General features: G+C 71.2%; 30 protein-coding genes and 1 riboswitch. Of the genes, 10 read left to right on the forward strand and 20 right to left on the reverse strand.

The window, feature by feature from the left end; genetic code table 11:
• Nucleotides 1-2: 2 nt before the first annotated feature.
• Genes G569_RS0118975 through G569_RS58405 form a run of 4 tightly spaced genes read right to left on the reverse strand, consistent with a single transcriptional unit; the run spans nt 3 to nt 4385 of the window.
• Nucleotides 3-1226, reverse strand: coding sequence for a homoserine dehydrogenase (locus tag G569_RS0118975; RefSeq protein ID WP_028064579.1), 1224 nt, complete (start codon nt 1224-1226; stop codon nt 3-5).
• A complete protein-coding gene (lysA, locus tag G569_RS0118980; RefSeq protein WP_028064580.1) occupies nt 1210-2436 on the reverse strand; it encodes a diaminopimelate decarboxylase in 1227 nt (408 codons plus the stop codon). Before lysA ends, G569_RS0118975 begins: the two co-directional genes overlap by 17 nt.
• 11 nt (nt 2437-2447) lie before the next feature.
• A complete protein-coding gene (locus G569_RS0118985; protein WP_028064581.1) occupies nt 2448-3179 on the reverse strand; it encodes a prolipoprotein diacylglyceryl transferase in 732 nt (243 codons plus the stop codon).
• A gap of 3 nt (nt 3180-3182) precedes the next feature.
• Nucleotides 3183-4385 carry a murein hydrolase activator EnvC family protein gene (locus G569_RS58405; RefSeq protein ID WP_157592135.1) on the reverse strand — a complete coding sequence of 401 codons (1203 nt, stop codon included), beginning with the start codon at nt 4383-4385 and terminating at the stop codon, nt 3183-3185.
• 124 nt (nt 4386-4509) lie between these two features.
• On the opposite strand from G569_RS58405, the gene htpX reads away from it, so the two are divergent.
• Both htpX and pspAB read left to right on the forward strand, forming a co-directional pair.
• Entirely contained in the window at nt 4510-5397 is an 888-nt protein-coding gene (htpX, locus tag G569_RS0118995; protein WP_028064583.1) for a zinc metalloprotease HtpX, read from the forward strand.
• Between the two features lie 10 nt (nt 5398-5407).
• Nucleotides 5408-5980: a PspA-associated protein PspAB gene (gene pspAB, locus G569_RS0119000; protein ID WP_028064584.1), complete on the forward strand. Its 573-nt coding sequence runs from the start codon at nt 5408-5410 to the stop codon at nt 5978-5980.
• A 39-nt stretch (nt 5981-6019) separates the two neighbouring features.
• Here the strand turns inward: pspAB and G569_RS63860 are convergent, their stop codons facing one another.
• From G569_RS63860 to G569_RS0119015, 3 genes are read right to left on the reverse strand one after another with little or no spacing between them, the layout of a single operon-like run.
• The gene (locus tag G569_RS63860) at nt 6020-6784 is read right to left on the reverse strand and encodes a class I SAM-dependent methyltransferase (protein ID WP_169542189.1); all 765 of its coding nucleotides are present in this window, start codon (nt 6782-6784) and stop codon (nt 6020-6022) included.
• Nucleotides 6781-6918 carry a hypothetical protein gene (locus G569_RS63865; RefSeq protein ID WP_169542190.1) on the reverse strand — a complete coding sequence of 46 codons (138 nt, stop codon included), beginning with the start codon at nt 6916-6918 and terminating at the stop codon, nt 6781-6783. Before G569_RS63865 ends, G569_RS63860 begins: the two co-directional genes overlap by 4 nt.
• A gap of 11 nt (nt 6919-6929) precedes the next feature.
• Complete coding sequence (locus G569_RS0119015) at nt 6930-7745, reverse strand: SDR family oxidoreductase (RefSeq protein ID WP_028064585.1); 816 nt, start codon at nt 7743-7745, stop codon at nt 6930-6932.
• A gap of 66 nt (nt 7746-7811) precedes the next feature.
• Here G569_RS0119015 and G569_RS0119020 point away from each other — a divergent pair, with 66 nt between their 5' ends.
• Nucleotides 7812-8138: a winged helix-turn-helix transcriptional regulator gene (locus G569_RS0119020; RefSeq protein ID WP_028064586.1), complete on the forward strand. Its 327-nt coding sequence runs from the start codon at nt 7812-7814 to the stop codon at nt 8136-8138.
• On the opposite strand, the gene G569_RS0119025 is transcribed toward G569_RS0119020, so the two are convergent.
• The 7 genes from G569_RS0119025 to G569_RS62715 form a co-directional block, all read right to left on the reverse strand.
• A complete protein-coding gene (locus G569_RS0119025) occupies nt 8135-8629 on the reverse strand; it encodes a hypothetical protein (protein WP_028064587.1) in 495 nt (164 codons plus the stop codon). The two genes, G569_RS0119020 and G569_RS0119025, sit on opposite strands and share 4 nt — an antisense overlap.
• Complete coding sequence (locus G569_RS0119030; RefSeq protein ID WP_028064588.1) at nt 8630-9466, reverse strand: DUF4097 family beta strand repeat-containing protein; 837 nt, start codon at nt 9464-9466, stop codon at nt 8630-8632.
• Nucleotides 9463-10116 carry a response regulator gene (locus G569_RS0119035; RefSeq protein ID WP_028064589.1) on the reverse strand — a complete coding sequence of 218 codons (654 nt, stop codon included), beginning with the start codon at nt 10114-10116 and terminating at the stop codon, nt 9463-9465. Before G569_RS0119035 ends, G569_RS0119030 begins: the two co-directional genes overlap by 4 nt.
• Entirely contained in the window at nt 10104-11342 is a 1239-nt protein-coding gene (locus G569_RS0119040) for a sensor histidine kinase (RefSeq protein WP_028064590.1), read from the reverse strand. Before G569_RS0119040 ends, G569_RS0119035 begins: the two co-directional genes overlap by 13 nt.
• Before the next feature lie 79 nt (nt 11343-11421).
• Complete coding sequence (pspAA, locus tag G569_RS0119045) at nt 11422-11700, reverse strand: PspA-associated protein PspAA (RefSeq protein ID WP_028064591.1); 279 nt, start codon at nt 11698-11700, stop codon at nt 11422-11424.
• On the reverse strand, nt 11697-12494 hold the full coding sequence (locus tag G569_RS49755; RefSeq protein WP_084285213.1) for a PspA/IM30 family protein: 798 nt from the start codon (nt 12492-12494) through the stop codon (nt 11697-11699). The genes pspAA and G569_RS49755 overlap by 4 nt, the downstream gene beginning before the upstream one ends.
• Before the next feature lie 116 nt (nt 12495-12610).
• Complete coding sequence (locus G569_RS62715; protein ID WP_157592136.1) at nt 12611-13231, reverse strand: hypothetical protein; 621 nt, start codon at nt 13229-13231, stop codon at nt 12611-12613.
• 4 nt (nt 13232-13235) lie between these two features.
• Nucleotides 13236-13380, reverse strand: a riboswitch (cyclic di-AMP (ydaO/yuaA leader).
• A 147-nt stretch (nt 13381-13527) separates the two neighbouring features.
• Between G569_RS62715 and G569_RS0119060 the strand changes: the two genes are divergently transcribed.
• The 4 genes from G569_RS0119060 (at nt 13528) to xseA (ending at nt 16814) form a co-directional block, all read left to right on the forward strand.
• Nucleotides 13528-14718, forward strand: a complete 1191-nt coding sequence (locus tag G569_RS0119060) for a cell wall-binding repeat-containing protein (RefSeq protein WP_169542191.1) — start codon at nt 13528-13530, stop codon at nt 14716-14718.
• A 2-nt stretch (nt 14719-14720) separates the two neighbouring features.
• A complete protein-coding gene (locus G569_RS49765; RefSeq protein ID WP_053226662.1) occupies nt 14721-15032 on the forward strand; it encodes a hypothetical protein in 312 nt (103 codons plus the stop codon).
• A gap of 65 nt (nt 15033-15097) precedes the next feature.
• Entirely contained in the window at nt 15098-15346 is a 249-nt protein-coding gene (locus G569_RS0119070; protein WP_028064593.1) for a hypothetical protein, read from the forward strand.
• A gap of 91 nt (nt 15347-15437) precedes the next feature.
• Nucleotides 15438-16814: an exodeoxyribonuclease VII large subunit gene (gene xseA / locus G569_RS0119075; RefSeq protein ID WP_028064594.1), complete on the forward strand. Its 1377-nt coding sequence runs from the start codon at nt 15438-15440 to the stop codon at nt 16812-16814.
• A 565-nt stretch (nt 16815-17379) separates the two neighbouring features.
• On the opposite strand, the gene G569_RS0119080 is transcribed toward xseA, so the two are convergent.
• The gene (locus tag G569_RS0119080) at nt 17380-18489 is read right to left on the reverse strand and encodes an HD-GYP domain-containing protein (protein ID WP_028064595.1); all 1110 of its coding nucleotides are present in this window, start codon (nt 18487-18489) and stop codon (nt 17380-17382) included.
• A 247-nt stretch (nt 18490-18736) separates the two neighbouring features.
• On the opposite strand from G569_RS0119080, the gene xseB reads away from it, so the two are divergent.
• The gene (gene xseB, locus G569_RS49770) at nt 18737-18964 is read left to right on the forward strand and encodes an exodeoxyribonuclease VII small subunit (RefSeq protein WP_037497635.1); all 228 of its coding nucleotides are present in this window, start codon (nt 18737-18739) and stop codon (nt 18962-18964) included.
• On the opposite strand, the gene G569_RS0119090 is transcribed toward xseB, so the two are convergent.
• Both G569_RS0119090 and G569_RS49775 read right to left on the reverse strand, forming a co-directional pair.
• Complete coding sequence (locus G569_RS0119090) at nt 18954-19907, reverse strand: oxidoreductase (protein ID WP_037497637.1); 954 nt, start codon at nt 19905-19907, stop codon at nt 18954-18956. The two genes, xseB and G569_RS0119090, sit on opposite strands and share 11 nt — an antisense overlap.
• A gap of 16 nt (nt 19908-19923) precedes the next feature.
• Nucleotides 19924-20613: an FHA domain-containing protein gene (locus G569_RS49775; RefSeq protein WP_053226663.1), complete on the reverse strand. Its 690-nt coding sequence runs from the start codon at nt 20611-20613 to the stop codon at nt 19924-19926.
• A gap of 138 nt (nt 20614-20751) precedes the next feature.
• Between G569_RS49775 and G569_RS0119100 the strand changes: the two genes are divergently transcribed.
• The gene (locus G569_RS0119100; RefSeq protein WP_028064597.1) at nt 20752-21543 is read left to right on the forward strand and encodes a 3-hydroxyacyl-CoA dehydrogenase family protein; all 792 of its coding nucleotides are present in this window, start codon (nt 20752-20754) and stop codon (nt 21541-21543) included.
• 429 nt (nt 21544-21972) lie between these two features.
• On the opposite strand, the gene G569_RS49780 is transcribed toward G569_RS0119100, so the two are convergent.
• The gene (locus G569_RS49780) at nt 21973-23295 is read right to left on the reverse strand and encodes a hemolysin family protein (protein WP_053226664.1); all 1323 of its coding nucleotides are present in this window, start codon (nt 23293-23295) and stop codon (nt 21973-21975) included.
• A 37-nt stretch (nt 23296-23332) separates the two neighbouring features.
• Nucleotides 23333-23590, reverse strand: coding sequence for a 4a-hydroxytetrahydrobiopterin dehydratase (locus tag G569_RS49785; protein WP_245602515.1), 258 nt, complete (start codon nt 23588-23590; stop codon nt 23333-23335).
• On the opposite strand from G569_RS49785, the gene G569_RS0119115 reads away from it, so the two are divergent.
• On the forward strand, nt 23589-24473 hold the full coding sequence (locus G569_RS0119115; RefSeq protein WP_028064598.1) for a cobalamin-binding protein: 885 nt from the start codon (nt 23589-23591) through the stop codon (nt 24471-24473). The genes G569_RS49785 and G569_RS0119115 overlap by 2 nt on opposite strands.
• On the opposite strand, the gene G569_RS0119120 is transcribed toward G569_RS0119115, so the two are convergent.
• On the reverse strand, nt 24470-25267 hold the full coding sequence (locus tag G569_RS0119120; RefSeq protein ID WP_028064599.1) for a rhomboid family intramembrane serine protease: 798 nt from the start codon (nt 25265-25267) through the stop codon (nt 24470-24472). The genes G569_RS0119115 and G569_RS0119120 overlap by 4 nt on opposite strands.
• Between the last annotated feature and the right edge of the window lie 2 nt (nt 25268-25269).

The following is a 25269-nucleotide window of genomic DNA, read 5'->3' on the forward strand; positions in this document are numbered from 1 at the left end:
GACTACTCGAACTCCTCCTCGATGACCCGGATCGCGCGGGGCGCGGAGCGGACGAACGCCATCCGCGAGACGAGCTGGACGGCGCCGTAGAAACGCGACTCCAGCAGCGGGTGCAGCACCATCGTCAGCCGGGCGTGGGTCCCGAGCCCGCGCTGCAGCACCGACTTGATCGACGCGCCCTGCATGCCCAGCACCTCGGCCACCTGGGCGAGCACGCCGGGCTGGTCGTCGACCTCCATCGAGAGGTAGAACGCGTTGGAGACGTCCTCGACGATCGGCAGCTTCGCGCTCGTCTCGGGTGTCGAGGCGGGCGGGATCATCGCGCTGATGACGTCGCCCAGCACCGAGCTGGCGGTCTGCGAGCCGCCCGCGCCGGGGCCGGACAGGGTGACCTCGGTGATCGCGTCGGACTCGATCGTGACGGCGTTGAAGGAGCCGTTGACGGACGCCAGCGGGTGGCCGGCGTAGAGGAACGCCGGGTGCACGCGCACGCTGATACCGCCGTCGACGCGCTCGGCGGTGCCGATCAGCTTCAGGCCCAGGCCGAGGTCGCGCGCGTACGCGACGTCTTCAGGCGTGATGTGCTCGATCCCCTCGTAGCTGACCTGGTCGAGATGGACGGGCGTGGAGAACGCGAGGCGGGCGAGGATCGCCATCTTCGCGGCGGCGTCGCGGCCGGTGACGTCGTCGGTCGGGTCGGCCTCGGCGTACCCGAGCTCCTGCGCGCGCTTGAGCGCGGCCTCGTAGGTCGCGCCGCCGCGCGCCATCTCGGTGAGGATGAAGTTCGTGGTGCCGTTGACGATCCCGTGGATGCGCTCGACGTGGGCGCCGGCGAGCGACTCCTGCAGCACGCGGATGACCGGGACGACGCCGGCCACCGCGCCCTCGAAGCGCAGCTGCACGTTGTGCTCGCGGGCGACGCTCCACAGCTCCTCGCCGTGGGAGGCGAGCAGCATCTTGTTGGCCGAGACGACGTGCTTGCCGGCGCGCATCGCGCGCAGGACGTAGTCGCGGGCGGGGTCGGTGCCGCCGATCAGCTCGACGATCAGGTCGCTGCGCGAGAGGATCTCGTCGAAGTCGCCGCGCGAGCGGGTGAGCACGCCGGTGATCTCGGGCTTGAAGCCCGTGATGTGGGCGATCGCGTCGGCGCGCTCCGCGAGCAGCGTCTCGAACGCGGCACCGACCGTGCCGTGGCCGAGCAGGCCGACCCTATACGTCTCTGGCATACAGGTCCTCGTAGGTCTCGCGGCGGACGGCGAGCCGCGCGTCGCCTTGCGTGCAGAACACGACGGCGGGGCGCGGGACGCCGTTGTAGTTGTTGGCCATGGCGTACACGTACGCGCCGGTCACGGGCGTGGCGAGCACGTCGCCCGGCCGCGGGTCCGGGAGCGTGGTCTCGCGGATCAGCACGTCGCCTGACTCGCAGTGCTTGCCCACGACGGTGCACGGCGTGCCCGCCTCACCCACCCTGTGGATGAGATCGGCGTCGTACGGCGCGTCGTAGAGCATCGGGCGCATGTTGTCCGACATGCCCCCGTCGACGGCGACGAAACGAACGGCGCCGTCGGGCAGGTCGACGTCCTTGACCGACTCGATCGTGTAGAGCGTCACGCCCGCGGTCGCCACCAGCGCGCGGCCGGGCTCGATCGAGAGCGCCTTGCCGGGGCCGAGCAGCTCGTCGGCGGTCGCGCGCATCGTGTCCACGTACTGCCGCACGGTGGGCGGGCGCCGGTCGGGCGTGTAGGCGACGGCGAGGCCGCCGCCGAGGTCGTAGGCTCCGAAGTCACCGAGGGTCGCGAGCGCCTCGACCGCCAGCCGCCACGGCTCGAGGTCGAACAGCTGCGACCCGATGTGCATGTGCAGGCCCTTCAGGTCCGCCCAAGGAGCGTCGCTCAGCCGCTGGATCGCCTCCGGCGCCTGGGCGAGGCTGAAGCCGAACTTCGAGCCCGCGTGGCCGGTCAGGATCGCGGCGTGGGTGTCGGCGACGACGCCCGGCGTGACGCGGATCATGACCTCGACCGGCGCCTGCAGCGCCTCCAGCTTGTCGAGCTCGTCGAAGTTGTCGACGACGATCCGGGCGCCGGCCTCGGCGGCGGCGCGCAGCTCGGCCGCCGACTTGGCGTTGCCGTGGAAGACGATCCTGCGTCCCTCGTAGCCCGCCTTCTGAGCGAGTGCCAGCTCTCCCCCGCTGGCGACGTCGACGCTCAGGCCCTCCTGGTGAAAGACCTCGAGGACCGCGGTGCAGGGGAAGGCCTTGGAGGCGAAGACGACCTCGCCGTCGCCCATCGCGGCCGTGAACTCCCGCGCACGGTGGCGCAGGTCGTCCTCGGCGACGGCGTACAGCGGCGTGCCGAACTCGTTGGCGAGTTCGGCCGCATCGCAGCCGCCGATCAGCAGGCGGCCGTCCTCGACGGTGGAGGCCTCCGGATAAAGCACGGCGCAGGATGCTAGGCGGTTGCGGGTTCTCGCACCCTGCCGCGGCGCGACACGAGCCACGCGCCACCCGCCAGCATCATCACCACGGACACCAGCTGCGGCTGCGTGAGGCCGAGGAAGGCGTCGGAGTTGCGGCGCAGGAACTCGACCAGGAAGCGCTCCAGGCCGGCGCCGACCAGGTAGATCGCGATCAGCGTCCCCGGCTGCCAGCGGTTGCGCCAGCGCCACAGCAGCAGCGTGAAGGCGCCCATGACGATGATCTCGTAGACCGGCGTCGGGTGGACGGTCGCGGTCGTCGGCACCGTGCCGTGCGGATAGGCCATCGCCCACGGCCCGTCCCAGTCCTTGCCGTAGTCGCCGTCACCGGCCAGCTGGCAGCCGATCCGCCCGATCGCGTACGCGGCGGCGAGGCTCGGCGCGACGATGTCCGCGAGCTGCAGGTCGAGCTCACCGCGGTAGTACGCCCAGGCGCAGACCGCGAGCGCGCCGCCGATCAGGCCGCCGTAGAACACCAGCCCGGTCCCGGAGAACAGCGGGCCGCCGTTCTCGGCGATGTACCAGAGCTTCGCCCCCACGATCCCGCCGATCAGCGCGGCGAAGACCATCTCGTACGCGAAGTCGACGTTGCGGCCCGTCTCCTGCAGGCGTTTGGCCGCGAGCCAACCCGCGACCAGGAACGCCGCGCCCAGGCAGAGGCCGAACGACTGGATCGTCAGGCCGAACAGGTTGATCTCGGGCTTCAAGGCCTACAGGTAGTTCATGGGGTTCACGACGGACCCGTTGATCCGGGTCTCGAAGTGGAGGTGGTCGCCGAAGCAGCGACCGGTGCACCCAACGTAGCCGATGACCTGGCCTTGGCTGACGTGGGCGCCCATGCTCGTCCCGAACCGGGACTGGTGGGCGTAGCACGTGGAGAGCGAGCCCGCGTGCTGGATGCAGGTGAAGTTGCCGTAGCCGCCGGAGGATGCCTCGCCCTGCATGAGCACGACCTTGCCCGCCGCGGCGGCGCGGATCGGGGTGCCGGCGGGGACGCCGATGTCGATGCCGGGGTGGCAGGACTCCCAGGCGCGCGACTCGCAGAACGGCGAGGTGATCGGGCCGTTGACCGGCCAGATCAGGCCGCCCGAGCCCGGCTTGATCGGGCCCGCCGTGACCGGCCCGGAGTAGCCCGCGAGCTTGGCCTGGATCTTCGCCTGCTGCTTCTGCAGGGCGGCGACGTCGTCCTCGAGGGCGTGGCGGCGGTCGCGCGAGCTGGCCAGCAGGCGGTTCTTGTCCGCGCGGGCGGTCTGGATGCGGTCGCGGCGGTCGACGAGGCCCGTGCGGATGTTGGAGACCTCGTCGCGCTGGTCCTCGATCGTCTTGGCGACGTCCGCCTGGCGCTTCTCGAGCGTGTCGAGCTGCTTGGCGGTGGTCGTCGCGTCGGCCTTGGCGGTGGCGACGATGTCCATGATCTTGGAGTCCTGGCGGGAGACGCGCTCCATGAAGTCGGCGCGGGTCAGCAGGTCGGCGAAGCCGTCGGACTCGAGCACGACGGTGATGGCGTCGGGGGCGTCGGCCTTGTAGAGCTCGACCAGGCGCTGCGCGAGCGCACGGCGGACGACCAGCAGGCGGGCGCGCAGCCGCGTCAGGCGGGCGCGCTCCTCACGCAGCTTGCGCTGGACGACCGCCAGCTCCGCCAGCTTGCCGTCGAGGTTGGACTGCAGCTTCTGCTGGCGCGCCGAGAGCCGGGTGATGTCGGACTCGAGCGCGTTGATCTTGGAGGTCTGGCGCGAGATGTCGGTCGTCAACACGCGCTCCTTGGCCTTGTGGCCGCCGATCAGCGAGTTGTTGCGATCGATCTTCTTCTGGATCTTTGAAGGGTCCTGCGCGGACGATCCGACCGGGAGGACCGACCAGAGCGCGAAGGGAAGGCTCGCGACCAGTGCGAGCAGGGCAAGACGACGCCACATGCGGCCGAGCATGCTAGGCAACCGGACCCTGGGCGATTGCACGGTTTCCTGCATGGAGCAGGTCTTTCACCAGGCGCTAAAAGTTGATAAGCCGCCCGCCGCGGCTGCCAGACTTCTTTATGAGATGCCACGACCCACTTCCTTCGGCAAGGACACCGGCCTGCAGGTCCGCATGGCCCTCACGTTCTTCCTGCTCGGCCTGCTGTACGTCGTCTTCGGCGCCGTCCTGATCGCGGCGCTCAAGAGCGCCGTGCCCGTGATCATCATCCTCGTCGGGCTCGCCGCGCTGCAGCTGTTCACCTCGGACAAGCTCGCGCTGGCGGCGATGGGGGCCCGCGTCGTGACGCCTCAGGAGGCGCCGCAGCTGCACGCGATGATCGAGCGCCTCTGCGTCCAGGCCGACCTGCCCAAGCCGAAGGTCGCCGTCGCCAACACCGCGATGCCGAACGCGTTCGCGCTCGGCCGCTCGCCCAAGAACGCGACCGTCTGCGCCACCACCGGCATCATGGAGCTGCTCACCCCCGCCGAGCTCGAGGGCGTGATGGCGCACGAGCTCACCCATGTCGCCAACCGCGACGTGATGGTGATGACGCTCGCCTCGTTCTTCGCCACGATCGCGGCCTACATCGTCCAGTTCGGCTTCCTCTTCGGCGGCACGTCGCAGGACGACGACGACGGCCCGAGCGCGATGGTGCTGGTGCTGGTCTCGCTGGTCGTCTACTTCGTCTCGTTCCTGCTGATGCAGGCGCTGTCGCGCTACCGCGAGTTCGCGGCCGACCGCGGCGCGGCGCTGATCACCGGGCGGCCTTCCGCCCTGTCGAGCGCGCTGCAGAAGATCTCGGGCGGCATGGCGCGGATCCCCAAGCAGGACCTGCGCGCGGCGAGCGAGCTGCAGGCGTTCTTCATCTTCCCGACGAGCATCGGCGGCCTGTTCGCCACGCACCCGCCGATGGAGAAGCGCATCGCGGCGCTGGAGCGGCTCGAGGCCCAGCTGCAGGGCCAGCGGGTCTAGCCTGTAGCGCATGGGCCTCTTCGACATCCTCCGCGGCAAGCGCGAGCTCAAGCAGCCGGCCGCGGACCGGCTGTTCGCCATGTCGACCGCGTACGTCAAGCTCGAGCTCGAGCTCGAGATGAAGACCACCGGCCAGGCCGCGATCGTCTTCCAGCCGCTCGCGACCGCCGACTTCGAGGGCATCGTCCGCGACATGGAGGAGGTCGTGAAGGGCACCGGCGAGGAGACCGGCACGACCGTCACCTCCACCGACGACGAGTTCGGCTACCGGTGGATGATCCTCAACGACCCCGACATGGAGGACCTCGTCGTCGGCGTCAACGCGGTCTCGACCGCGATCCAGGGCGGCGGCTACGGCGACCGCGTCCTCTGCGCGGTCTTCGCCCTGCGCGACAACAAGGGCAAGGCCGTCTACTGGATCTACAACTACAAGCGGGGCGGGTTCTACCCGTTCGTCCCCGCCCCCGGCGCCCAGCAGCAGGACCAGGAGCGCGCGCTGCGCCTGAAGGCCCAGATCGGCGCCGACCTGCCGATCGAGCCCGAGCTCGAGCGCTGGTTCCCGCTCTGGGGAATTCCTATTTGAGGCAGGGCAGCCCCGCCGCCCCACCCCGATCATCCGACCTCAAGGCGCGTCACCTTTGGCCGCCACGATCACCAGGCGACTGGTGGTCGTCAGCGGGTCGCCGGTGAAGGACCCGTAGGCCTTGGCGGAGGCGAACCCCGCCGCGTCGATCATCGCGAGCAGCTCCGTGGCGCTGTAGGTGCGAACGCTGAACGTGCGCGACTCGCGCTCGCCGTTCGTGTGGATGAGGGTCTGCGTGGTCTGCGCGACGCCCGTCACCGGGTCCCAGGTGCGCTGCTGCAGGTGCAGCCGGCCTTCGCCCATCAGCAGCCAGTCCTTCTCCTGCCAGCCGGTGACCAGGCGGTCGCGGTGCATCGTCTCCAGGACGAGCTTGCCGCCCGGCCGGAGGACGCGCCGGATCTGCGCGAGCACCTTGGTGTCCTCCTCGTCTCCGAGATAGCCGAGCGAGGTGTACAGGTTGAACGCGGCGTCGAACGAGGCATCCGGCATCGGCAACTCGCGGTAGTCGGCGCGGATGAGCTTCGGCCAGCGCTCGTGGCCGGCGCGCCGGCGGGCCTCGTCGAGCAGCGTCTGCGAGCGGTCGACGCCGACGACCCGGTAGCCCGCGCGGGCGAGGGCGATCGTGTGGCGCCCGTAGCCGCAGGGCACGTCGATCACGTCGGCGCCGGGCTCGACGCCCGCCAGCCTCGCGACCGCGAGCGCGTCCCCGGCGGCCTGCGCGTCCATCTCGTCGTGGACGTAGGCGCGCAGATAGAACTCGCCGAAGAAGTCGTCCCACTCCGCGGTGCTGCTCGGGTGCGTCATGTCGCGGTCCAACGGTAGACCTGATCGTCGCGCAGCTCGATCGAGCTGGGCGCCGGCAGGCGGTTCGAGTCCTGCAGCAGCCGCAGCGTCTCCCAGTCGCCGCCCTCGAACGCCGCCCGCGCCCGCTCCTCCATGCCGCGGAGTTCTACACGCGCTCGAGCGGCCAGGCGATCTCGGCCGCCCACTCACCGGCTCGGCGCGGCGCCCAGCCGAGCGCCTCGATCGCGGGCCGCGGGTCGGGCGCCGGAGCCGGCGGAGCGGAGGCCAGCAGCTCGTAGACCGCCGCGGTGCCGTCGGCGGCGTGGTCGCCGAGGTGGGGCCGCAGGCGCTCGGCGAACTCGCGGGGCGCGATCTGCTCCCAGCGCAGCGCCATCCCGAGCGCCTCGCCGAGCTCCGCCGCCAACTCGACGCCGGTATACGGGTGGCCGGGCAGCGCGAACCGACCCGCCACGCCGTCCTCGACCGCTCGGACGGCCGCCAGGCCGACATCGGCGGTCGCGACCCACGCCAGCGGCGCCGCCGCGGGCACCGGGTAGGCGACGACGCCCTCGCCGATCGTCGACCAGGGCGCGCTGAGGTTCTCGAGGTAGACGGTCGGCGCGAGCACGGTCACCACCGGCACGTCGGCCTCGGCGGCGATCACCCGCGCGTCCAGGAACGGCACGCCGGTGCGCTCGGGCGGGATCGGGCCGCTGGTGTTGAGCACGAAGTGGCGTACGCCGGCCGTCTCGGCGGCGCGGGCGGCGTTGGCGGCCATTCGCGGCCCGCGTCCGTCGTAGACGACCGGGAGCGTGAGGACGACCGCGTCGACGCCCGCGTACGCGGACTCGAGCGAGGCGCGGTCGAGCAGGTCGGCGCCGGTCGCGCGGCTGAGCGGGCGGACGTCGTGGGTGGCGAAGGCGGCAGCGATGGGCGCGCCCTGCGAGCCGGTCGCGCCGTGCACGGCGATGGTCTTGGTCATGTCCGACCTTATAGTTCCCTTTGGGTAGCAGTACCCAGAACGGGATGCAGTATCCTCGAGGGAACCATGGACGCGTCCCCGACCGCCGGCTGCCCGATCGAGCGTGCGCTGCGCGTGCTCGACGGCAAGTGGTCGGTCCTGATCATCCGCGACCTGCTGTCCGGACCGAAGCGCTTCACCGAGCTCCGCACCTCCCTGGGGATGGGCAGCCCGAAGACGCTGACCGAACGGCTACGCATCCTCGAGCACCAGGGCATCCTCACCCGCACCGTGTACGCGGAGGTCCCGCCCCGCGTCGTCTACGAGCTCACCGAGCGCGGCCAGAGCTTCCGCGCCGTGCTCGAGGCGATGGCCGCGTGGGGCGACCGCGACCTGTACGACCTCGCCGCCTAGGGACAGCGCGCGCCGAAGGCCACGGGCACGCGGCGCCACTCCCGCGCGCCCTCGCGGCGCACCAGCAGCGTCCCGCACCCGTTGCGCTGCGCGACGAAGCCGCCCGCGTAGCCGGTCTCCTCACCCACGACGCCGTCGTCTGAGAAGTGCGGCGTGTCGGGGGCGCAGGGGATCACCCGCACCTCTGGGGCGCCCTTGCCGGACCGGTCGGTGCGGTCGTAGTCGACGGCGAGCCACGAGCGGTCGCGGGCCGCGACCTTGATCCGCACCGGCGCCCCCGCGCGGACGCCGAGGCCGGACTTGTAGACCGGCTCCTCGGTGAAGTCGTGCCGAACGGCGTTGCGCAGGCCGAAGAACGTCACGCCGCCCACCTGCACGGACCGGCGCAGCACAGCGCGGCGCTGCTCGGCCGTCATCCCCCCGCCCTCGACGTGCTGCGCGCAGTCCGCGGTCGGGACCAAGGCCAGCGAGGCGAGCAGGATCGGGAGCAATCAGTTTCCGTAGCCGACGGTGACGTCACCGGAGGACGTCTGGGCACGGAGGATACGGGTCGCCGCCGGGTCGCTCTTGACGTTCAGGTGCTGGTCGCCGCTGCCGGAGTCGGCCTCGACGCGGTACGTGCCGCCTTCGGGGACCGAGATGTCGACATCGCCCGAGGCGGTCGAGGCGTCGACGACCTCGGGAGCGTGCGCGAAGTCGAGCTCGACGTCCCCCGACGCGGTGTCGGCGGCCAGGTGGCCGGTGCCGAGGTCCTCGCCGCTGATGTCGCCGGAGCCGGTCCGCAGATCCGCCGCGCCCGCGAGCGCGCGCACGTTGACGTCGCCGGAGCTCGTGTGCAGCTCGGAGTCGCCGGTCAGCCCGGTGGCGTTGACGTCACCCGAGCCGGTCTCGAGCTTGACGTTCCCGCTCAGCCCGTCGGCGGTCACGTCGCCGGACCCGGCGCGGACGTCGACCGCGGTGCCCGCGGGCACGCGGATCACGATCCGGGCGCGGCAGGGGCCGAAGCTGATGTACGGGCAGTTGCCGCTGATCCGCACCGTCGTGCCGTCCTTGACGGCACGCAGGACGGGCGCGTGGATCGAGCCCTTGACGGAGGAGTCGACGGTCACCAGCGGCATCGTGGAGAGCTCACGGACGACCGTGATGTCGCCGCCTGCGGCCGCGTCCACCTCGAGCCTGGAGACCGGCCCCGGGATCACCTGGTGGTTGGTGCGCTCGACCGACCCGACCGTCCACCCCGCGACCTGCACGGCCGCGATCGCGGAGAACAGCAGGGCGAGCGCGCCGCCGATCAGCAGCGCGGCGCCGCGTTGTGCGCGCGGCGTCATTTGTGATCGTGCTCCAGGTAGCGCAGCACCGCCAGCACGCGGCGGTGCGCCTGGTCGGCGGGCGGCAGGCCGAGCTTGAGGAAGATGTTCGTCACGTGCTTCTCGACGGCGCCCTCGGTGACGACGAGCGACTCGGCGATGAGGCTGTTGGTGCGGCCTTCGGCCATCAGGGCGAGGACTTCCCGCTCGCGCGGGGAGAGCGGTTCGAGCGGGTCCTTCCGGCCGGACCGCACCAACAGCTGGGTGACGACCTCCGGGTCCAGCGCGGCGCCGCCGGCGGCGACGCGGCGCAACGCCTCCAGGAACTCGGACACGTCGGCGACGCGGTCCTTGAGCAGGTAGCCGATCCCGCTCGAGTCCCCGGCCAGCAGGTCGACGGCGTAGCGCTCCTCGACGTACTGGGAGAGCATCAAGAGAGAGACGTCCGGCCACTGCTTGCGGATCACGAGCGCCGCGCGCACGCCCTCGTCGGAGAACGTCGGCGGCATCCGGATGTCGACGACACAGACGTCGGGCTGGTGCTTCTCGACGGCGCGCAGCAGCGCCTCACCGTCGGCGACGCAGTCGACGACGTCGAACCCGCCCTCGTCGAGGAGCCGCGCGAGTCCCTCGCGCAACAGGACGGCGTCTTCGGCGATCACGGCTCGCATGGCAACTCCACTCGCAGGGTCGTTCCCCCGCCGGGCGGGCTGGAAAGGTGTAGGTCGCCGTCGACGGCGCGGACGCGGTCGCGCAGGCCCGAGATGCCGATCCCGGTGGCGAGCGCGCCGCCGCGCCCGTTGTCGAGCACCTCGACGACGAGCCGGTCGCCCAGGTACTCGACGGTCAACCAGGCACGCGTGGCCTGGGCGTGCTTGGCGACGTTGGTCAGCGCCTCGGCGACGACGAAGTAGGCGATCGCCTCACTGTGCGCGCTCGCGCGGCGCGGCAGGTCGACGTCGACGGCGACGGGGATCGGGCAACGCGCCGCCAACGCCGAGACGGCGGCGTCCAGCCCGCGGTCGGTCAGCACCGCGGGGTGGATGCCGCGGGCGAGGTTGCGCAACTCGACGAGCGCCTCCTTGGCCTCGCCGTGCGCCTCCCCGACGAGCGTGCGGGCGAGCGCGGGGTCCTCGGTCGCCTTGGCGCGGCCGAGCGTCATCGCCAGCGCGACGAGCCGCTGCTGCGCGCCGTCGTGCAGGTCGCGCTCGATCCGGCGGCGTTCGGCGTCGGCGGCCGCGACCATGCCGGCGCGGGTCGCCTCGAGCGTGTCGACGCGGGCGGTGAGACGCTCGCGCTCCCCCGCCTCCAGGAGCAGGCGCGCCATCGCGACCTGCACCGCGGCGACGCCGCGGGCGAGCCACGGAGCGGCGTACAGCGCGCCGGCGCCGCCGACGACGTGGGCGACGGCCGAGGGGAAGTAGCCGATCTCGGCGCCGAAGATCACGTGCCCGCCGTCGGCGAACAGGCCCCAGAGCGGGAAGCTGAGCATCGCGATCGCGGCGCCCCAGGCGAAGAAGACGAGGCTCGAGCCGATGAAGCCCACGAACGGCAGCGCGACGAGCGCGTAGGTCAGCTCCAACCACGCGCCCCGCGAGCCGAGCCAGCGCAGCGCGCGGTTGAGCCAGTTGCCGTCGCGCGGCAGGCGGCGCGTGGGGAAGTCGACGCCGAAGACGGCCATCACGCGGCGGCGCTCGAGCCGCGCCAGCAGGTGCGAGAGCGCGAAGACGACGACGATCAGCGGGAGGCCCACGAGCGCCAGCACGAGCAGCGCGGTGCCGAGCAGCAGCGTCGGCAGCAGGACGCAGAACGCGATGAAGCCGATCGTGGCGCTCAGGGCCACGTACGCGGTGGCCTCGAACGCTTCGGCGGAGAACGTCGCTCGCAGCTTCATCATGCGCCGAGAACGGTATGGCGGATGCGGGGCGCCGACCAGACCGGCCACCCCGCATCTTTCATCTCTGGCTAGCCGGAGCTCAGTCCGGGATCAGGCCATCGCCGGTGAACTGGTGCCCGGCTTCGGCGAACGTCAGGTCCGGCGGCGGGATGATGACGTCGGACTCCTCGAGCACGTCGTCGGCGACGGGCCTGCCGTCGCTACGGACCAGCTCGAGCAGCGACGCGAACGCCGTGTGGAAGCGTTCCTCGTCCCCAGCCTCGACCGCTTCCACGACCTCGTTGTCCAGCTCGTTGAGCCGGTCCACGTCGTCGTCGGGGAAGTCGTACTGCCCCTCGGTGGCGATGCGGACGATCACGCTGGACGCTCCTGCGACGGCGTGGGCGGGGCGGGCGCGGGAGCCGGCGCCTGAGCCGGATCGCCGGCACCGAGTGCCTGCTGGGGAGCGGGCCCCTGGCCGAGCTCGGCCCGCAGGCGGGCGAGATCGTCGTCGACCGCGGACTGTGAGCTGAGCTCGTGCAGCTGGCGGTCGATGTCGTCCTGGCCGGCCGTGAGGCTGAGCTGGTCGTCGAACGCGCCCGAGGCCTCGAGCTCGTCCATCGCCTGCGCACGCGCACGCATGTTCTCGGTCTTGTCCTGCGCGCGCTGCATCGCCATGCCGATGTCGGCCATCTCCTCGCCCACGCCAGTGGCGGCCTCGGAGATCCTGACGGAGGCCTCGGCGGCGGAGTACTGCGCCTTGATGACCTCCTTCTTGGTGCGGAACTGGTCGATCTTGGAGCGGAGCTTGGCCTCCTGATCGACGAGCTTCTGCTGCTGCGCCTCGAGCTCCTGGACCTGGCTGTCCAGCCCCTGCAGCTCGGTCTGCGCGAACTGCTTGCGCTCCAACGCCACACGCGCCAGATCCTCGCGATTCTGCGCGAGGGCCTGCCGAGCCTGGGTGTCGAGCTTGACGACCTGCTGCTCCAGCTTCTGCTGCTGGAGCTGAAGGCGCTTCTTGGACGTCACGACGTCCGCGATGCCCTTCTTCACGTTCTGGAGCAGCTCCATTTGCTTCTGGTAGCTGTACTCCAGCGTTTCGCTCGGATCCTCGGCCTTGTCGAGCAGCTTGTTGATCTTGGCCTTGATTACCGTGGAGAACCGCCCGGACATGCCGGCCACGGCACCTCCCTTCCATGTGTGGTCGGACTTATGGAGTCAGACCAAGCCTACTCGGCTCCTTTAAGAAGAGACGAGCCGGGTACCACCAGGGTGCTCGGTAGGGCGAACTAGAAGCCGAGCGGGTGACGCACCTTGAAGCCCTTCGGGCTCCGCTGCGTCGGGCGCCAGCGCGGGCCGCGCTCGAGCGCCTTCTTGAACTTGCGCGTGTTGGAGCGGGTGACCGAGGCCGCGCTCGTGTCCAGCCGCAGGCCGGCGATGACCGCGTAGGCGTGGCCGGGGTTCGTGTAGACCGTGATCCACGTGCCCGGGCCCTTCTCGCCCCACTTCATGAAGCTGCCGGAGTCCAGCGCCTGGTCGAGCAGGCCGGCGCCGTGGAGCGCGTAGGAGACGGTGCCGGAGCAGTCGTAGCCGTCGTCCTCGAAGTCGCCGTGGCCGCCGCCGTAGATGTACGGCTTGTCCTGGATCAGGTTCGCGGCCCAGATCGCCTGCTGCACCTGCGGCGGAGCGTCGGCGGGAGCGGCGGCCGTGCCGTCGGGCAGCAGCTGCGCGACCGACCCGGGGACCGTGAGGTTCTGGGGCGCCGGGGGCGGCGTGGGGGTCGGGGTCGGCTCCTGGTACGCCGCGCCGCCTGACTTGTCGGACGCGGGGGTTTGCGCCGCGGCCGTCGCAGGCAGAACCAGAACTACAGATGTCGTGATACAGAGGGCGAGAGCCCGCAGCGATTTCAAGCCGTATTCCTCTTTCGTCGGCCTGCGGGGTTAGCTGACGGGCTGACGCTGAAAGAGCCTGCGTCTCATGCCACCACGGCACGATTAGCCCCAACTACTTGGGTCCCCCGCCCCCTGGAGACCAACCAGGGGCTCGGCGTGTGCGGCAACTTATACGAAGCCGCGGGTTTATGTCCAGTAACTACGGGCCACTTGGGGGGTGGCCGGTCCTGATTTGAGATCGGCGAGCTTAGCGGGAGCTTGAATCCCTGGCGCGTATCCGCTCTTTACATATGACCCACTACGCTCGGGTCCACGTGCGCTCCCTCGCCTTGGCCGTGGCCGTTCTTTCCCTGCTCGTCGCCGGTTGCGGCGGGGGCTCCGACGACAAGAAGGCCTCCCCGATCTCGACCCCTCCCGTCTCCGGCCAGACCGGTGACGAGGTGCCCGCCGGCGGTCCGCCGCTCGGCTTCCCCGTGTTCGCCACCAAGAACACGACGCGGGTCGCGGGCGGCGACGCGATCGCCGACGCCGCCGCGATCGCGCTGGCGACCTACCCCTCGCGCACGCCCGAGTCGCGCCCGGCCGCGGTGATCCTCGCCGAGGTGCGCGACTGGCGCACCGGCATCGCCGCCTCGGTCCTCGTCGGCAAGCCGATCAACGCGCCGATCCTGTTCGCCGACCAGGACAAGATCCCGGACGCGACGAAGGCCGCCCTGGACGCGCTGCAGCCGACCGGGTCGAAGGCGGTGGGCGGCGCGCAGGTGATCCGCGTGGGCACCAAGGCGCCGGTCGAGGGCTACAAGACGACCGACATCGCGGGCGCGAATCCGGCCGATCTGGCCGCGGCCGTCGATCGCGCGCACGCCGCCGCGGTGGGCGGTGAAGCGAAGGAGGCGGTGATGATCGCCAACGCGGATCGGCCCGAGTACGCGATGCCCGCCGCCGGGTACGCCGCCAAGGCGGGCGTGCCGCTGCTGTGGGTCAACGGGACCGGCGTGCCGCCGGAGACCGAGGCGGCGATCAAGACCCACAAGTCGGCCAAGATCTACGTGCTCGGGCCGGCGGACGTGGTGCCGGAGAGCGTGTTCTCGGCGCTGGAGAAGCTCGGCACCGTCAAGCGGGTCGCGGCGGGTGACGCGGTCTCCTCCGCGATCACGTTCGCGCGCTACATGGACGATGCGGGCAAGTTCGGCTGGTCGATCGTCGATCCCGGGCACGGCCTGGTGTTCGTGTCCTCACGGCGCCCACAGGACGCCGCCGCGGCCGCTCCCTTGAGCGCGACGGGGACGTACGGGCCGATGCTGCTGCTCCCGGACGCCGGAGTCCTGCCCCAGCCGTTGCAGGACTATCTGCTCGACATCCAGCCCGGATACGACGCGGACCCGGTCCGCGGCGTGTACAACCACGGCTGGATCATCGGCGACGAAAGCGCGCTGGCCGCGGCGGTCCAGGCGCGGATAGATACGCTTCTGGAGATCCAGCCCGTCGACACCGGAGCCCACTGAGCATGGCCGAAGCCGAGCAACCCGAACGCCTACGCGGCGGCCGCGAGGTCACCGTCGATGACGTGCGCCAGCTCGTCGCGTCCGCCACGCCGCACTTCTCGTACCAGATCCGCAACCGGATCCGAACGCTGATCACGCCGCTCCCGGCCGACTCCCCGGTCCGCCTCTACGGCGAGGCCGAGATCGCGAAGCTGCAGTCGCTGGGCTTCACCGGCGAGGTGCGCGGCACCCCCGAGCAGCCGGGCATGCGTCAGCTCCCCTCGGTCAACGAGACCGAGCAGCCGCGTTATCTGAAGGGCGCCACCGACGGCTGAGCGGCTCGGCAGGACGTGCCCGACCGCCGGCGGCGCCGCCGCCCGGTCTCGCGGCGAGGTCGCCCGTGGCTGAGCCGCGCGCGGACGCGGCGCGGTTGCGCGAGCTCTTCGCGCTCGCCCTGCGCGCCTCGTCCGGTCGGCATGGCGAGGCCGCCCGCAACGTCGTCCTGACGATCCTGCTCGCGCACCTGTTGGCGGACGCGGGCCACGACGGCCCGCCACACGGCTCCCCACGCGCCCCGCGCCGCGGCCGCTCGCCGAAGCTGCACCACGCGCACCGCTCCGCCCTCGCGGGCCGCCGCCCGCGAGGCTGATCGCGCCGGGTGAGCCGGTTTCGTCTGGCCTCGCCTGACGAAACCGGCTCACCTCGCGTGTCGTCCACGCTCGCGGCTACCGTCAGCGGTCGTGGAAGCTCCCGACGGCATCCCCGGCTCCGTCCTGACGGGCCCCTATCCGGTCGGGACCTACGCGGCCGCGCTGCGGGACCGGCTGCGCGGGTTCACGCGAGTGCAGGTCTTCGGGGAGGTCTTCGGCTTCAAGGCCGGGCGGGCGAAGGTGTGGTTCGAGCTGCGCGACGCCGGCGGCGCGCTGCCCTGCTCGATGTGGCGGGAGGACTTCGAGAAGCTGCGGCTCGGGCCGCTCGCCGACGGCGCGCAGGTGGTGGTCGCGGGTGGGTGCGATTACTACCCCGGGTCGCGGACCGCGTCGCCCGGGTTCAGCTTCAGCGTGACGCGGTTGCGGGTCGCGGGTGAGGGCGACCTCCTGGCCCAGCTCGAGCAACTGCGGCGCAAGCTGCACGCCGAAGGGCTCTTCGAGCCGCAGAAGGCGCTCGCGCTGCCGCGGCTCCCGCGCTGCATCGGCGTCGTGACGGGCGAGTCCGGAAAGGCGCGGGACGACGTCCTGGCGGGCCTGCGCCGCCGCGGCTGGGCGGGGAAGCTCGTGTGGGGCTTCGCCCCCGTGCAGGACCGCCACGCGGCGCCCGCGATCACCCGCGCCCTGCAGGACCTGGCCGCGTGTGAGGAGGTCGACGTGATCGTCGTCGCGCGCGGCGGCGGGTCGCTCGCCGACCTGTTCGCGTTCTGCGACGAGACCCTGTGCCGCACCGTCGCGCTGCTGCGCGTGCCGGTGATCTCGAGCGTCGGCCACCACACGGACCGCACGCTGCTCGACGACGTCGCGGCTGTCGCGTGCTCCACCCCCACCCACGCCGCCGAGACCGCCGTCCCCGTCGACTGCACCGCCGCCCGCACCGCTTTGACTCACCTCGCCCGGCGGCTCGAGCACCAGGGCCGCCGCGCCGTCCTGGACCGCGCGCGCACGCTCGCCCGTCTGTCCCGCGCGCCGTCGCAGCACGTCGCCCGCCACCGCTCCCGCCTGCACCAGCACCTGCGCGAGCTGCGCGCCGCCACCCGCCGCGCGCTCGCGTCCGGCGAGCGCCAGACGCTCTCCCGCGCCGCGACCCTGGAGCGCAAGGCGACCGCCGCGGCCTCGGCCGGCGACGCCGCCCACCGCAGCACGCTCGCCCGCGCCACCGCGCTCGACCGCGTCTCGGTGCAGCGCCGCCGCCGCGACCTCGACCGCATCCTCGCCACCCTCACCGCCCACGACCCCCAACGCACGCTGGAACGCGGCTACGCGCTGATCGAGGACCCGCAGGGAGAGCCGGTGACCAGCGCGGAGGCGGCCCGCGCGCAGCCGACGCTCACAGTGCGGCTCCACGACGGGCGGGTGACGGTGACGCCGGGCGATCCCGCGCCAGCGGACGACGCGACCCTTTTCTGAGCCGCTCTCGGTGGGCCCGCGCCGCGGTTCGTCGTCGGTTCCGTGCGCCAGAAACGGCCGAGCACTGAGGGAGGGGGAGCGCAGCTGCGCCCTGGCCTGGCCGGTCGTGCCGCCGTCCGCCACGCGCCTGGCCGTGCTGACTCGCCGCGCCGTGCAGGGAGACCGTCGAGTTACAGTCCACGGAGACCATGCGAGATCGGTTGTGGTCACTTTCTCCGGTGGTGGCGCTTCTCGACCGAAAGCGCACTGTTCGACTTGGCGCGTTCGCAGGGGTGTTCGACGTTCCGCCCCCGTACAGGGGCGAAACGTAGGCCACCCCCTCGGAGTGAAGATGGACGTTCCTCAGGCCGATCACGGCAGCCAAGGACGGACAGAGGTGTCCAATATCACGACCCGTAACTGTCGGTCTCCCTTAGACCCCGCTTCGAACGACCCAGCCGATAGACGCGCAGGACGAAGGCTCGAGAACCCGCCGGCTCTCTGCCCCCTCCCCCCTCAGTGCTAGGCCGTTTCCCGAATACCGGCACCGCCGAACAACACGCAACCGCCCACCGATGCCACGCCCCTAAGCGACGTCGCGCTCAGCGGCGTCGGCGGTCATGTCGACCGTGAACTCCTCCACACCCGCCGCCCCCTTCACCCGCACCGTCGGCATATCGGGGGACTCGATGTCGACCGCGGCGACGACGGCGGCGCGGCCGTCGGGGAGCCGGATCTCGTGGCCGACCGGGTAGGGCATGACGACGGCGCGGAAGTGGCGGACGATCGCCGGGCAGAACTGAGTGCCGGCGCCTTCGGTGATCACGCGGACACCGACGTGGGGCGGGGCGGCGGGTTTGTAGACGCGTTCGCTCGTGACGGCGTCGTAGACGTCGGCGACGGCCGCGATGCGGGGGAACTCCTGGACCTGGGCGCCGTGGAGGCCCTCGGGGTAGCCGGAGCCGTCGATGCGCTCGTGGTGGTCGCGGACGACGGAGATCGCGATCGGGGACAGGTCGGCGGGGCGTAGGAGCTCCACGCCGGCGACGGCGTGGGTCTTCATGACCGCCATCTCCTCGGAGGTGAGGCGGCCGGGCTTGTTGAGGATCTCGGGCGGGACGGCAAGCTTGCCGACGTCGTGGACCAGCAGGCCGAGGCCGAGCTTGCGCAGGCGCTCCTCGACGCGGTCGTGGCGGCGGCGGCCGCGGTAGTCGGTCCAGCCGTCGGTCGCCCACACCCGCCGGGCGATCAGCAGGCCCAGGACGGTGACCTGGACGGAGTGCCGGTGGGTGTAGTCGTCGAACGCCGACAGGTCGTCGAGCGCCAAGGCGGCGTCGGGACAGTCCAGGAGGTCGTTGACCATCGCGCCGGCGACGTCGTTGAGGGAGTCGACGATCGCGCCCGGCATCCCGGAGCCGGAGCGCAGCGCGACGCCGGCGGCGGCGATCGCGGCGCCGGTGGCCCTGTGCACCTTCGCGCGGGTCTCGATCGACAGCGGCTCGACGACGTCGATCTCCGCGCCGAGGTCGTCCTCGATCCAGACCGATCCGACGCCGGCCTTCGGCAACAGTTCCGCGTAGCGCGCCGAGAGTTTCACGCCCGCCCGCAGCAAGGGCGCGGTGCCAGGCGGGCCCGCGACGATGTCGCGGGCCAGTTCTACGCCATCGCGGATCTTGCGGGCAGGGATCAGACGCACTGCCCGTTTGATCGGCGCGACGGGGCCCCACTTGACCAGCCCACCGACAAAAGGGCGAGCACCGCGTCCCGCCAGAAAAACAGATTCAAGGTGAATTCATCGACCACGTGAAATCCGACCACGACGACCGTCCAGAGACGAGCGAACCATCGGACGGTCGGTGCAGCACGGCCCCCGGTGGGAACGCAGTCGATACGCGTTGTGATCGGATGCGAAGACCGCCGGGGCCGCCGGTACCCTGCGGAGCGTGGCTGTCGAGGAAACGCTGACCTACGAGACCGCGAGCGCCCGCCTGGAGGCGATCATCGCGCGGCTGGACTCCGGCGAGGCCGGGCTGCGCGAGACGCTCGACCTATGCCGCGAAGGCCGCTCGCTCGTCGAGTTCTGCGCCGCCGAGCTCGAGGCCGTCGGCCAAGGGCTCGAGGAGCTGCGCCTCGACGAGCTGGTAGCGCGGTTGGAAGCTCCTAGAGCCTGACGATCGTCCGGCCGGAGATCTCGCCGGCCAGGATGCGCGTGAGCGCGTCCTCGAGACCGTCGAGGTCGGTCTCGTGCGCGAGCGCGTCCTCGAGGTGCGGTGGGCGCAGATCGGTCGCGAGCCGCTTCCAGGTGTCCTGGCGCTCCTTGATCGGCGTCTGGACCGAATCCACTCCGAGCAGCGAAACGCCCCGCAGGATGAACGGGAGGACGGTCGTGGGCAGCTTCACGCCTCCGGTGTTGCCGCACGCGGCGACGGCACCGCCGTACTTGACGCTGCGGAGCGCGCCCGCGAGGACCTCGCCGCCCACGCAGTCGACCACGCCGGCCCAGCGCGCCTTCTCCAGCGGCCGGCCCGCGTCGCCCGCCGCCTGTTCGCGGGAGATCACCTCGGCGGCCCCGAGCGAGAGCAGGAAGTCCTCGCCCTTGCCGCTCGACGCGACGACCTCGTAGCCGCGCGCCGCGAGGATGTCGACCGCGGTCGAGCCGACGCCGCCGGACGCCCCGGTGACCAGCACCGGTCCCGAGTCAGGGTTCAGACCGGCCGCCTCGAGGGCGATCACGCAGCGCGCCGCGGTGTAGCCCGCGGTGCCGATCGTCATCGCCTGCTTGGCCGACAGGCCGTCGGGCAGGGGGACGATCCACTCCGACGGCACCCGCGCGTGCTCCGCGTAGCCGCCGTGGTGGGACACCCCGAGGTCGTACCCGTGCGCGAGCACCTCCTCGCCCGAGTCCTCGTCGGTCCCGGCCAGGTCGATCCCAGGGATCAGCGGCGAGATGCGCGCCACCTGTCCCTTCGCGATCGTCGCCAGCGCGTCCTTGTAGTTCACGCTCGACCAGGCGACACGGACGTGGACATCGCCCTCACCCAGGTCGGCATCGTCGAAGTCGCGCACGCCGCGCACGACCTCGTCGTCTCTCCTCTCCGCCACAAAGGCCCGCATCACGCGAGCCTACCCGTCAGCCCTGAGTACCACCTTCATCGGCGCCCACCAATCCGGAGCGGACGGCGAGCAGGGCGACCTCGGCGCGGCGCTCGGGCCGCGGCATGTCCTCCAGGCCGAACAGGCGGGCGAGCAGGTCGAGCTCCTGCGTGACGACGTCCACGTCGATCCCGGTCTCGTCGGCGACCTCGAGGTCGCTGGACGGGTTGAAGCCGTCGCCGTCGGCGAACAGCGGACGGCAGAGCGCGCGCAGGATGCGCTGCTGCTGCTCGGAGAAGCGCGGCGTCGCGCTCAGCTCGCCCTGCACCATCGTCGGCCCGGGTCCGGTCACGCCCGGCGAGTGGAAGCCGAGGATCGTGCGCCCGATCTTGACCAGGTCGCCGTCGGCGAGGCGCCGGCGGCCGGCGAGGCGCAGCCCGTTGACCCACGTGCCGTTCTGGGACCACCCGTCGTCGACGATCGTCCACTCGCCCGCGCGCAGCGAGAGCTCGGCGTGCAGGCGCGAGGCCTCCGGGTCCCATGGCAGCGAGATGTCGGCCTCGTACCGGCGGCCGATCGTGACCGCCTCGGTCTCGCCGAGCGAGACGATCCGCTGGCGGCCGTCTCCATCGCGGAACAGGAGGAACGGCTCCCCGCGGTCAAGCGCCGCCTGGCGCTCCTCCAGCTCCTCGGGTGTCTGACTGCCGAGCGTTGCGTTTGACTCCATGGGTCGGTCGGACCCTACGCCGCCTGACCACTTCCGGCAAGTCCCGCAACGTGTGCGCAACCTCCACACGGATGTAATCCAGCGGACTAAGGTTGGCGTTGACTGGCGAGTCAATCAACAGGAGAGAGAGCCGCCAACATGTCGGAGCGTCTTGCCATCGCGGGATCCGGGGCCATCGCGTGTGGGCTGGCGGCCGTCGCCGCCACCCAGGGCCACGTAACCGTATTCGCACGCTCCGAGGGGTCCTGCGACAAGGCCGACGCCAAAGTGCGTGCCCTCTGCGAGCGGATGGGCGCGAGCGTCAACGGCAACGTGCTGGTCAGCCGCGACCCCGCGGTGCTGGCCGACGCGACGTTCGTCGTCGAGGCCGTCGTCGAGGACCCGGCCGCCAAGGCGGAGCTCTTCGCCCGCCTGAACGACCACCTCGCCGAGGACGCCGTGCTCGCCACCACGACCTCCTCGCTGCCGATCGGCGAGTTGGCGCGCGCGAGCGGCCGCCCTGAGCGGTTCGTCGGGCTGCACGTGTTCAACCCGGTGCCGAAGATGGAGCTGATCGAGCTCGCGTTCCCGGACGAGGCGACGGACACTACGCGCGAGCGCGCCCGCGCGTTGTGTGTGGCGCTCGGCAAGACCGCGGTCGAGGTCCCGGACACGCCGGGGTTCGTCGTCAACCGCCTGCTGTTCCCGTTCCTGTTCGAGGCCGTGCGGCTGATGGAGCGCACGGAGCTGGACGCCGAAGCGATCGACACCTGCATGCGGCTCGGCGCCGGCCACCCGATGGGACCGCTCGCGTTGCTGGACCTCGTCGGCCTCGACGTGAGCGCCGCGATCGGCCGCACGATCGGCGTCGAGATCCCCGCCACGATCGACGCATTGATCGCCGACGGAGCGCTCGGACGCAAGGCCGGGCGCGGATTCCACCGATATTGATTTACATCGGGGGAATGTTTAGCTAGGATTGAGAACGCGTTGGGACCATCTGTTTCGCGACGATCTTCTCATCGCACCCCTCCTCCAGAACCATTTGCGCCCGTCTCGCTCCCCTGAGGCGGGCGCAGGTGTTTAACGACCTAAAGGGGTCAGGCCCCTTTAGGTACGGGCCGCTCTGAGGCGGCCCCGACCGCGCGAACCTGAAGGGGCCAGACCCCTGGCTCGCGTGCCCGGCGGCGGCGCGGCGAAACGGGTCGTTAAACACGTCGCGCCCGGCCTCGCTCCCCTGAGCCCGGGCGCTTCGTGCTTACTCGGTCGATCCTCCCCAGGATCTCCCTCTCTCTCCTCCTCAACCGCCGGAGCGGCAAGTTGGCTGGCGGGAAGGTAGCGCGTCAGAGCCCAATGTGCAATTCGTCACGCAGTTTCGTTTTAGGACTGGACCTTTGGTTCGGCCTTCGGAAGGTGGCGTTCGCGGATGCGAACGGCCTCGATCCGGTTCTCGCGAACGGACTCGACGCGGATCGAATATCCGTTGTGCGTGACGGTGTCCCCTCGCTTGGGGAGGCGCCCCAGCTCGCCGAAGACGAAGCCGCCGACCGAGTTGTAGGCGTCGGAGTCGACGGGCAGCTCGAGGCCGTAGTCGATGAGGTCGGTGATCGCGACGTGGCCGCGGACGAACCAGTCGCCGTTGGCCAGTCTTCTGACCTCGCCGCCCTGCGGGTCGGTCTCGTCGTCGATCTCGCCGACGACCTCCTCGATGATGTCCTCGACGGTGACGATGCCGGCAGTACGCCCGTACTCGTCGATGACAACCGCCAGTGACGAGCGCTGGCGTTGGAGGTCGGCCAGGAGGTCGTCGAGCGGCTTGGTCTCCGGGACGATCGGCACCTCGCGCACGAGCCCGTCGAGCGTCGCCTGCGGGCCTTCGGCCAGCAGCAGCTGCGCGAGCGCGTTGGAGTGCACGATGCCCTTGACGCGGTCGCGGTTCTCGTCCTCGGTCACGACCAGGCGGGTGTGGCCGGAGGAGACGCAGCGGCGCAGCGCCGTCTCGACGTCCTCGGACGTGTCGACGGTGATGACCGCCGGCGCGGGCGTCATCACCTGGCGCGCCTGCTGCTCGTGCAGGTGGAAGACGCCGGTGAGCATGCCCGCCTCGCCCGCGTCCAGCTTGCCGCCGGTCAGCGACTCCTGGATCAGCACCCGCAGCTCCTCCGGCGTCTCACCCTCGTCGAGCTGCCCGGACGTGCGCACGCCGAGCAGCCGCAGGATCCCGTTGGAGGCGCTGTTGAGGACCGCGATGAACGGCGAGAAGATCTTCGAGAAGACCAGCAGCGGCCGCGCCACCCGGCGCGCGACCGGCTCGGCCTTCTGGATCGCGTAGATCTTCGGGACCTGCTCGCCGAACGTGATGTGGATCGACGTCGTGATCAGGTACGCGAGCGTCACCGAGATCGTCGTCGAGACCCAGTGCGGGACACCCTCCCCGAAGAGGTTCTCGAGCAGCGAGCCGATCGCGGGCTCGCCGAGGAAGCCGAGGCCGAGGGAGGTGAGCGTGATGCCCACCTGCGCCGCGGACAGGTACCGCGACAGGTCGTCCATCATGTCGACCGCGGTGGCGGCGCCGCGCTTGCCCGCGTCGGCGTCGGTCTGCAGGTGCGCCTTACGGGAGCGCACGAGGGCGAACTCCGCGGCGACGAAGAACGCGTTGAGGAGAACGAGGACCACGACCGCCAGCAGCAGTAGGGCGATCATCGGTCCCCGCTACTTCGGGGGATGTCGTCGTCGTTCATCAGGGCGACGTGCCGAGGATAGCGTCGATGCGCGCGGCCATCGCACGATCGTTCTCGGTCAATTTCCCCTCGGAGTGCGTGGTGAGCGTGAGGCGGACCTTGTTCCACCCGTGGACGAGGATGTCCGGGTGGTGGTTGGCCTCCTCGGCCGCGTCGGCGACCTGGTTGACGAAGGCCATCGCGGCGGCGAAGTCCTTGAACTCGTAGTCGCGGATCAGCGACTCATCCTCCTCCCGCCATACTGAGTGTCCGGCCATGCGCATCGTCTCCCTGGTCCCATCCGCCACCGAGACCCTGTTCGCCCTGGGCCTGGGCGAGCAGGTCGCCGCCGTCACGCACGAGTGCGACTTTCCGGCGGACGCCCGGAATCTACCCAAGGTCACCCGCGATGTGATCGGCCCGGGTCTGGGTCCCGACGCGATCGACCGCGCCGTGAAGGAGCTCACCGAGCAGGGCCGCTCGATCTACCAGCTCGACGGCGTCGGCCTGCGCGACCTCAAGCCGGATCTGATCGTCACGCAGGCCCTGTGCAGCGTCTGCGCGGTCTCCGTCGACGACGTGCGGGCGATCGCGGCCGAGATGGACCCGGTCCCCGAGATCGTCAGCCTCGACCCGCACACGCTCGGCGAGGTGCTCGGCGACGTGCGCACGCTCGCCCAGGCCACCGGGACCAAGGACGCGGGCGTCGACCTCGTCCAGGACGCCGCCGCGCGCATCGACCGCGTGCGGGTCGCGGTCAAGGACGCGCCGCGCCGGCGCGTGGCGATGCTCGAGTGGCTGGACCCGGTCTTCGTCGGCGGCCACTGGGTACCGCAGCTGATCGAGTACGCGGGCGGGACCGACCTCCTCGGCCTCGCCGGCGAGCCGTCGGAGCAGCGCTCGTGGGAGGAGGTCGCCGCCGTCAGACCCGAGGTCGTGATCGTGGCGCCGTGCGGCTACGAGGTCGACCGCGCGCTCGAGGAGGCGCGGGCCTACGAGGACCGCCTGCGCGCGCTCGGCGCCGAGCGGATCGTCATCGCCGACGCCTGCGCGTGGTTCTCCCGCCCCGGGCCGCGGCTGGTCGAGGGGCTGGAGTGGCTCGGCCACGTCCTGCACCCCGACCTCGTCCCGGCGCCGCCGGGCGGCGTCGTGGAGCTCTAGAAGCCGGCGGTCACGGGCGACGCGAGCACCGCCGCCGCCACACCCGCCGCGATCCCCACGACCGCGCACGCCACCACCGCGGGCCCGGTCGACTTCTGCCGTCGCATCGCCAGCTGCTCGACGAAGAAGGTCGAGATCAGGCCGCCGACGAAGCCGCCGACGTGGCCGCCGAGCGAGATGCCCGGCAGCGTGACGGTCAGCGCGAAGTTGAGCACCAGGATCGGGACCAGCCCGGACTGGATCAGGCTGATGTTGCGGTTGCGGGCCATCACGATCGCTGCGCCGAGCAGGCCGTAGATCGCGCCGGACGCGCCGAGCGTCGCCTCGTCGTTGGAGAGGATGATCACGCCGAGCGAGCCCGCGAGCAGCGACGCCATGTAGATGCCCAGGAAGCGCGCGTGCCCGAGCGCCGGCTCGATCATCCGGCCGAGCCAGTACAGCGAGAGCATGTTGAGCAGGATGTGCGTGATCTCGACGTGCAGGAAGCCCGACGTGATCAGCCGCCAGTAGTCGCCGTCGGCCACCGCCGGCCCGAAGAGGATCAGGTTGTTCTGCGCCGAGATGCTGCTGCGGGCGCCGAAGAAGATCGCCACGTTGAGCGCGATCAGCACGTAGGTCACGATCGGCTCGACCGCGACCGACTGCAGCGAGCGCGTCTGGGTCTTCTGGCGCGCGCAGTCCGGGCAGCGCATGCCGACCGGCGTCGCGGTCATGCAGTCGGGGCAGATCGGGTTGCCGCAGTTCGAGCAGGACACGCCCGTCTCGCGGCTCGGGTGGCGGTAGCAAGTGGCCATTC

Source organism: Solirubrobacter soli DSM 22325, assembly GCF_000423665.1.
Lineage (GTDB): Bacteria > Actinomycetota > Thermoleophilia > Solirubrobacterales > Solirubrobacteraceae > Solirubrobacter > Solirubrobacter soli.

Coding starts and splice junctions, on each gene's coding strand:
- G569_RS0118975 (WP_028064579.1), bottom strand. CDS start 1,226: ATGCCAGAGACGTATAGGGTCGGCCTGCTCGGCCACGGCACGGTCGGT.
- G569_RS58405 (WP_157592135.1), bottom strand. CDS start 4,385: ATGTGGCGTCGTCTTGCCCTGCTCGCACTGGTCGCGAGCCTTCCCTTC.
- htpX (WP_028064583.1), top strand. CDS start 4,510: ATGCCACGACCCACTTCCTTCGGCAAGGACACCGGCCTGCAGGTCCGC.
- pspAB (WP_028064584.1), top strand. CDS start 5,408: ATGGGCCTCTTCGACATCCTCCGCGGCAAGCGCGAGCTCAAGCAGCCG.
- G569_RS63860 (WP_169542189.1), bottom strand. CDS start 6,784: ATGACGCACCCGAGCAGCACCGCGGAGTGGGACGACTTCTTCGGCGAG.
- G569_RS63865 (WP_169542190.1), bottom strand. CDS start 6,918: ATGGAGGAGCGGGCGCGGGCGGCGTTCGAGGGCGGCGACTGGGAGACG.
- G569_RS0119015 (WP_028064585.1), bottom strand. CDS start 7,745: ATGACCAAGACCATCGCCGTGCACGGCGCGACCGGCTCGCAGGGCGCG.
- G569_RS0119020 (WP_028064586.1), top strand. CDS start 7,812: ATGGACGCGTCCCCGACCGCCGGCTGCCCGATCGAGCGTGCGCTGCGC.
- G569_RS0119030 (WP_028064588.1), bottom strand. CDS start 9,466: ATGACGCCGCGCGCACAACGCGGCGCCGCGCTGCTGATCGGCGGCGCG.
- G569_RS0119035 (WP_028064589.1), bottom strand. CDS start 10,116: ATGCGAGCCGTGATCGCCGAAGACGCCGTCCTGTTGCGCGAGGGACTC.
- G569_RS0119040 (WP_028064590.1), bottom strand. CDS start 11,342: ATGATGAAGCTGCGAGCGACGTTCTCCGCCGAAGCGTTCGAGGCCACC.
- G569_RS49755 (WP_084285213.1), bottom strand. CDS start 12,494: ATGTCCGGGCGGTTCTCCACGGTAATCAAGGCCAAGATCAACAAGCTG.
- G569_RS49765 (WP_053226662.1), top strand. CDS start 14,721: ATGGCCGAAGCCGAGCAACCCGAACGCCTACGCGGCGGCCGCGAGGTC.
- G569_RS0119090 (WP_037497637.1), bottom strand. CDS start 19,907: ATGCGGGCCTTTGTGGCGGAGAGGAGAGACGACGAGGTCGTGCGCGGC.
- G569_RS49775 (WP_053226663.1), bottom strand. CDS start 20,613: ATGGAGTCAAACGCAACGCTCGGCAGTCAGACACCCGAGGAGCTGGAG.
- G569_RS0119100 (WP_028064597.1), top strand. CDS start 20,752: ATGTCGGAGCGTCTTGCCATCGCGGGATCCGGGGCCATCGCGTGTGGG.
- G569_RS49780 (WP_053226664.1), bottom strand. CDS start 23,295: ATGATCGCCCTACTGCTGCTGGCGGTCGTGGTCCTCGTTCTCCTCAAC.
- G569_RS0119115 (WP_028064598.1), top strand. CDS start 23,589: ATGCGCATCGTCTCCCTGGTCCCATCCGCCACCGAGACCCTGTTCGCC.
- G569_RS49785 (WP_245602515.1), bottom strand. CDS start 23,590: ATGGCCGGACACTCAGTATGGCGGGAGGAGGATGAGTCGCTGATCCGC.
- G569_RS0119120 (WP_028064599.1), bottom strand. CDS start 25,267: ATGGCCACTTGCTACCGCCACCCGAGCCGCGAGACGGGCGTGTCCTGC.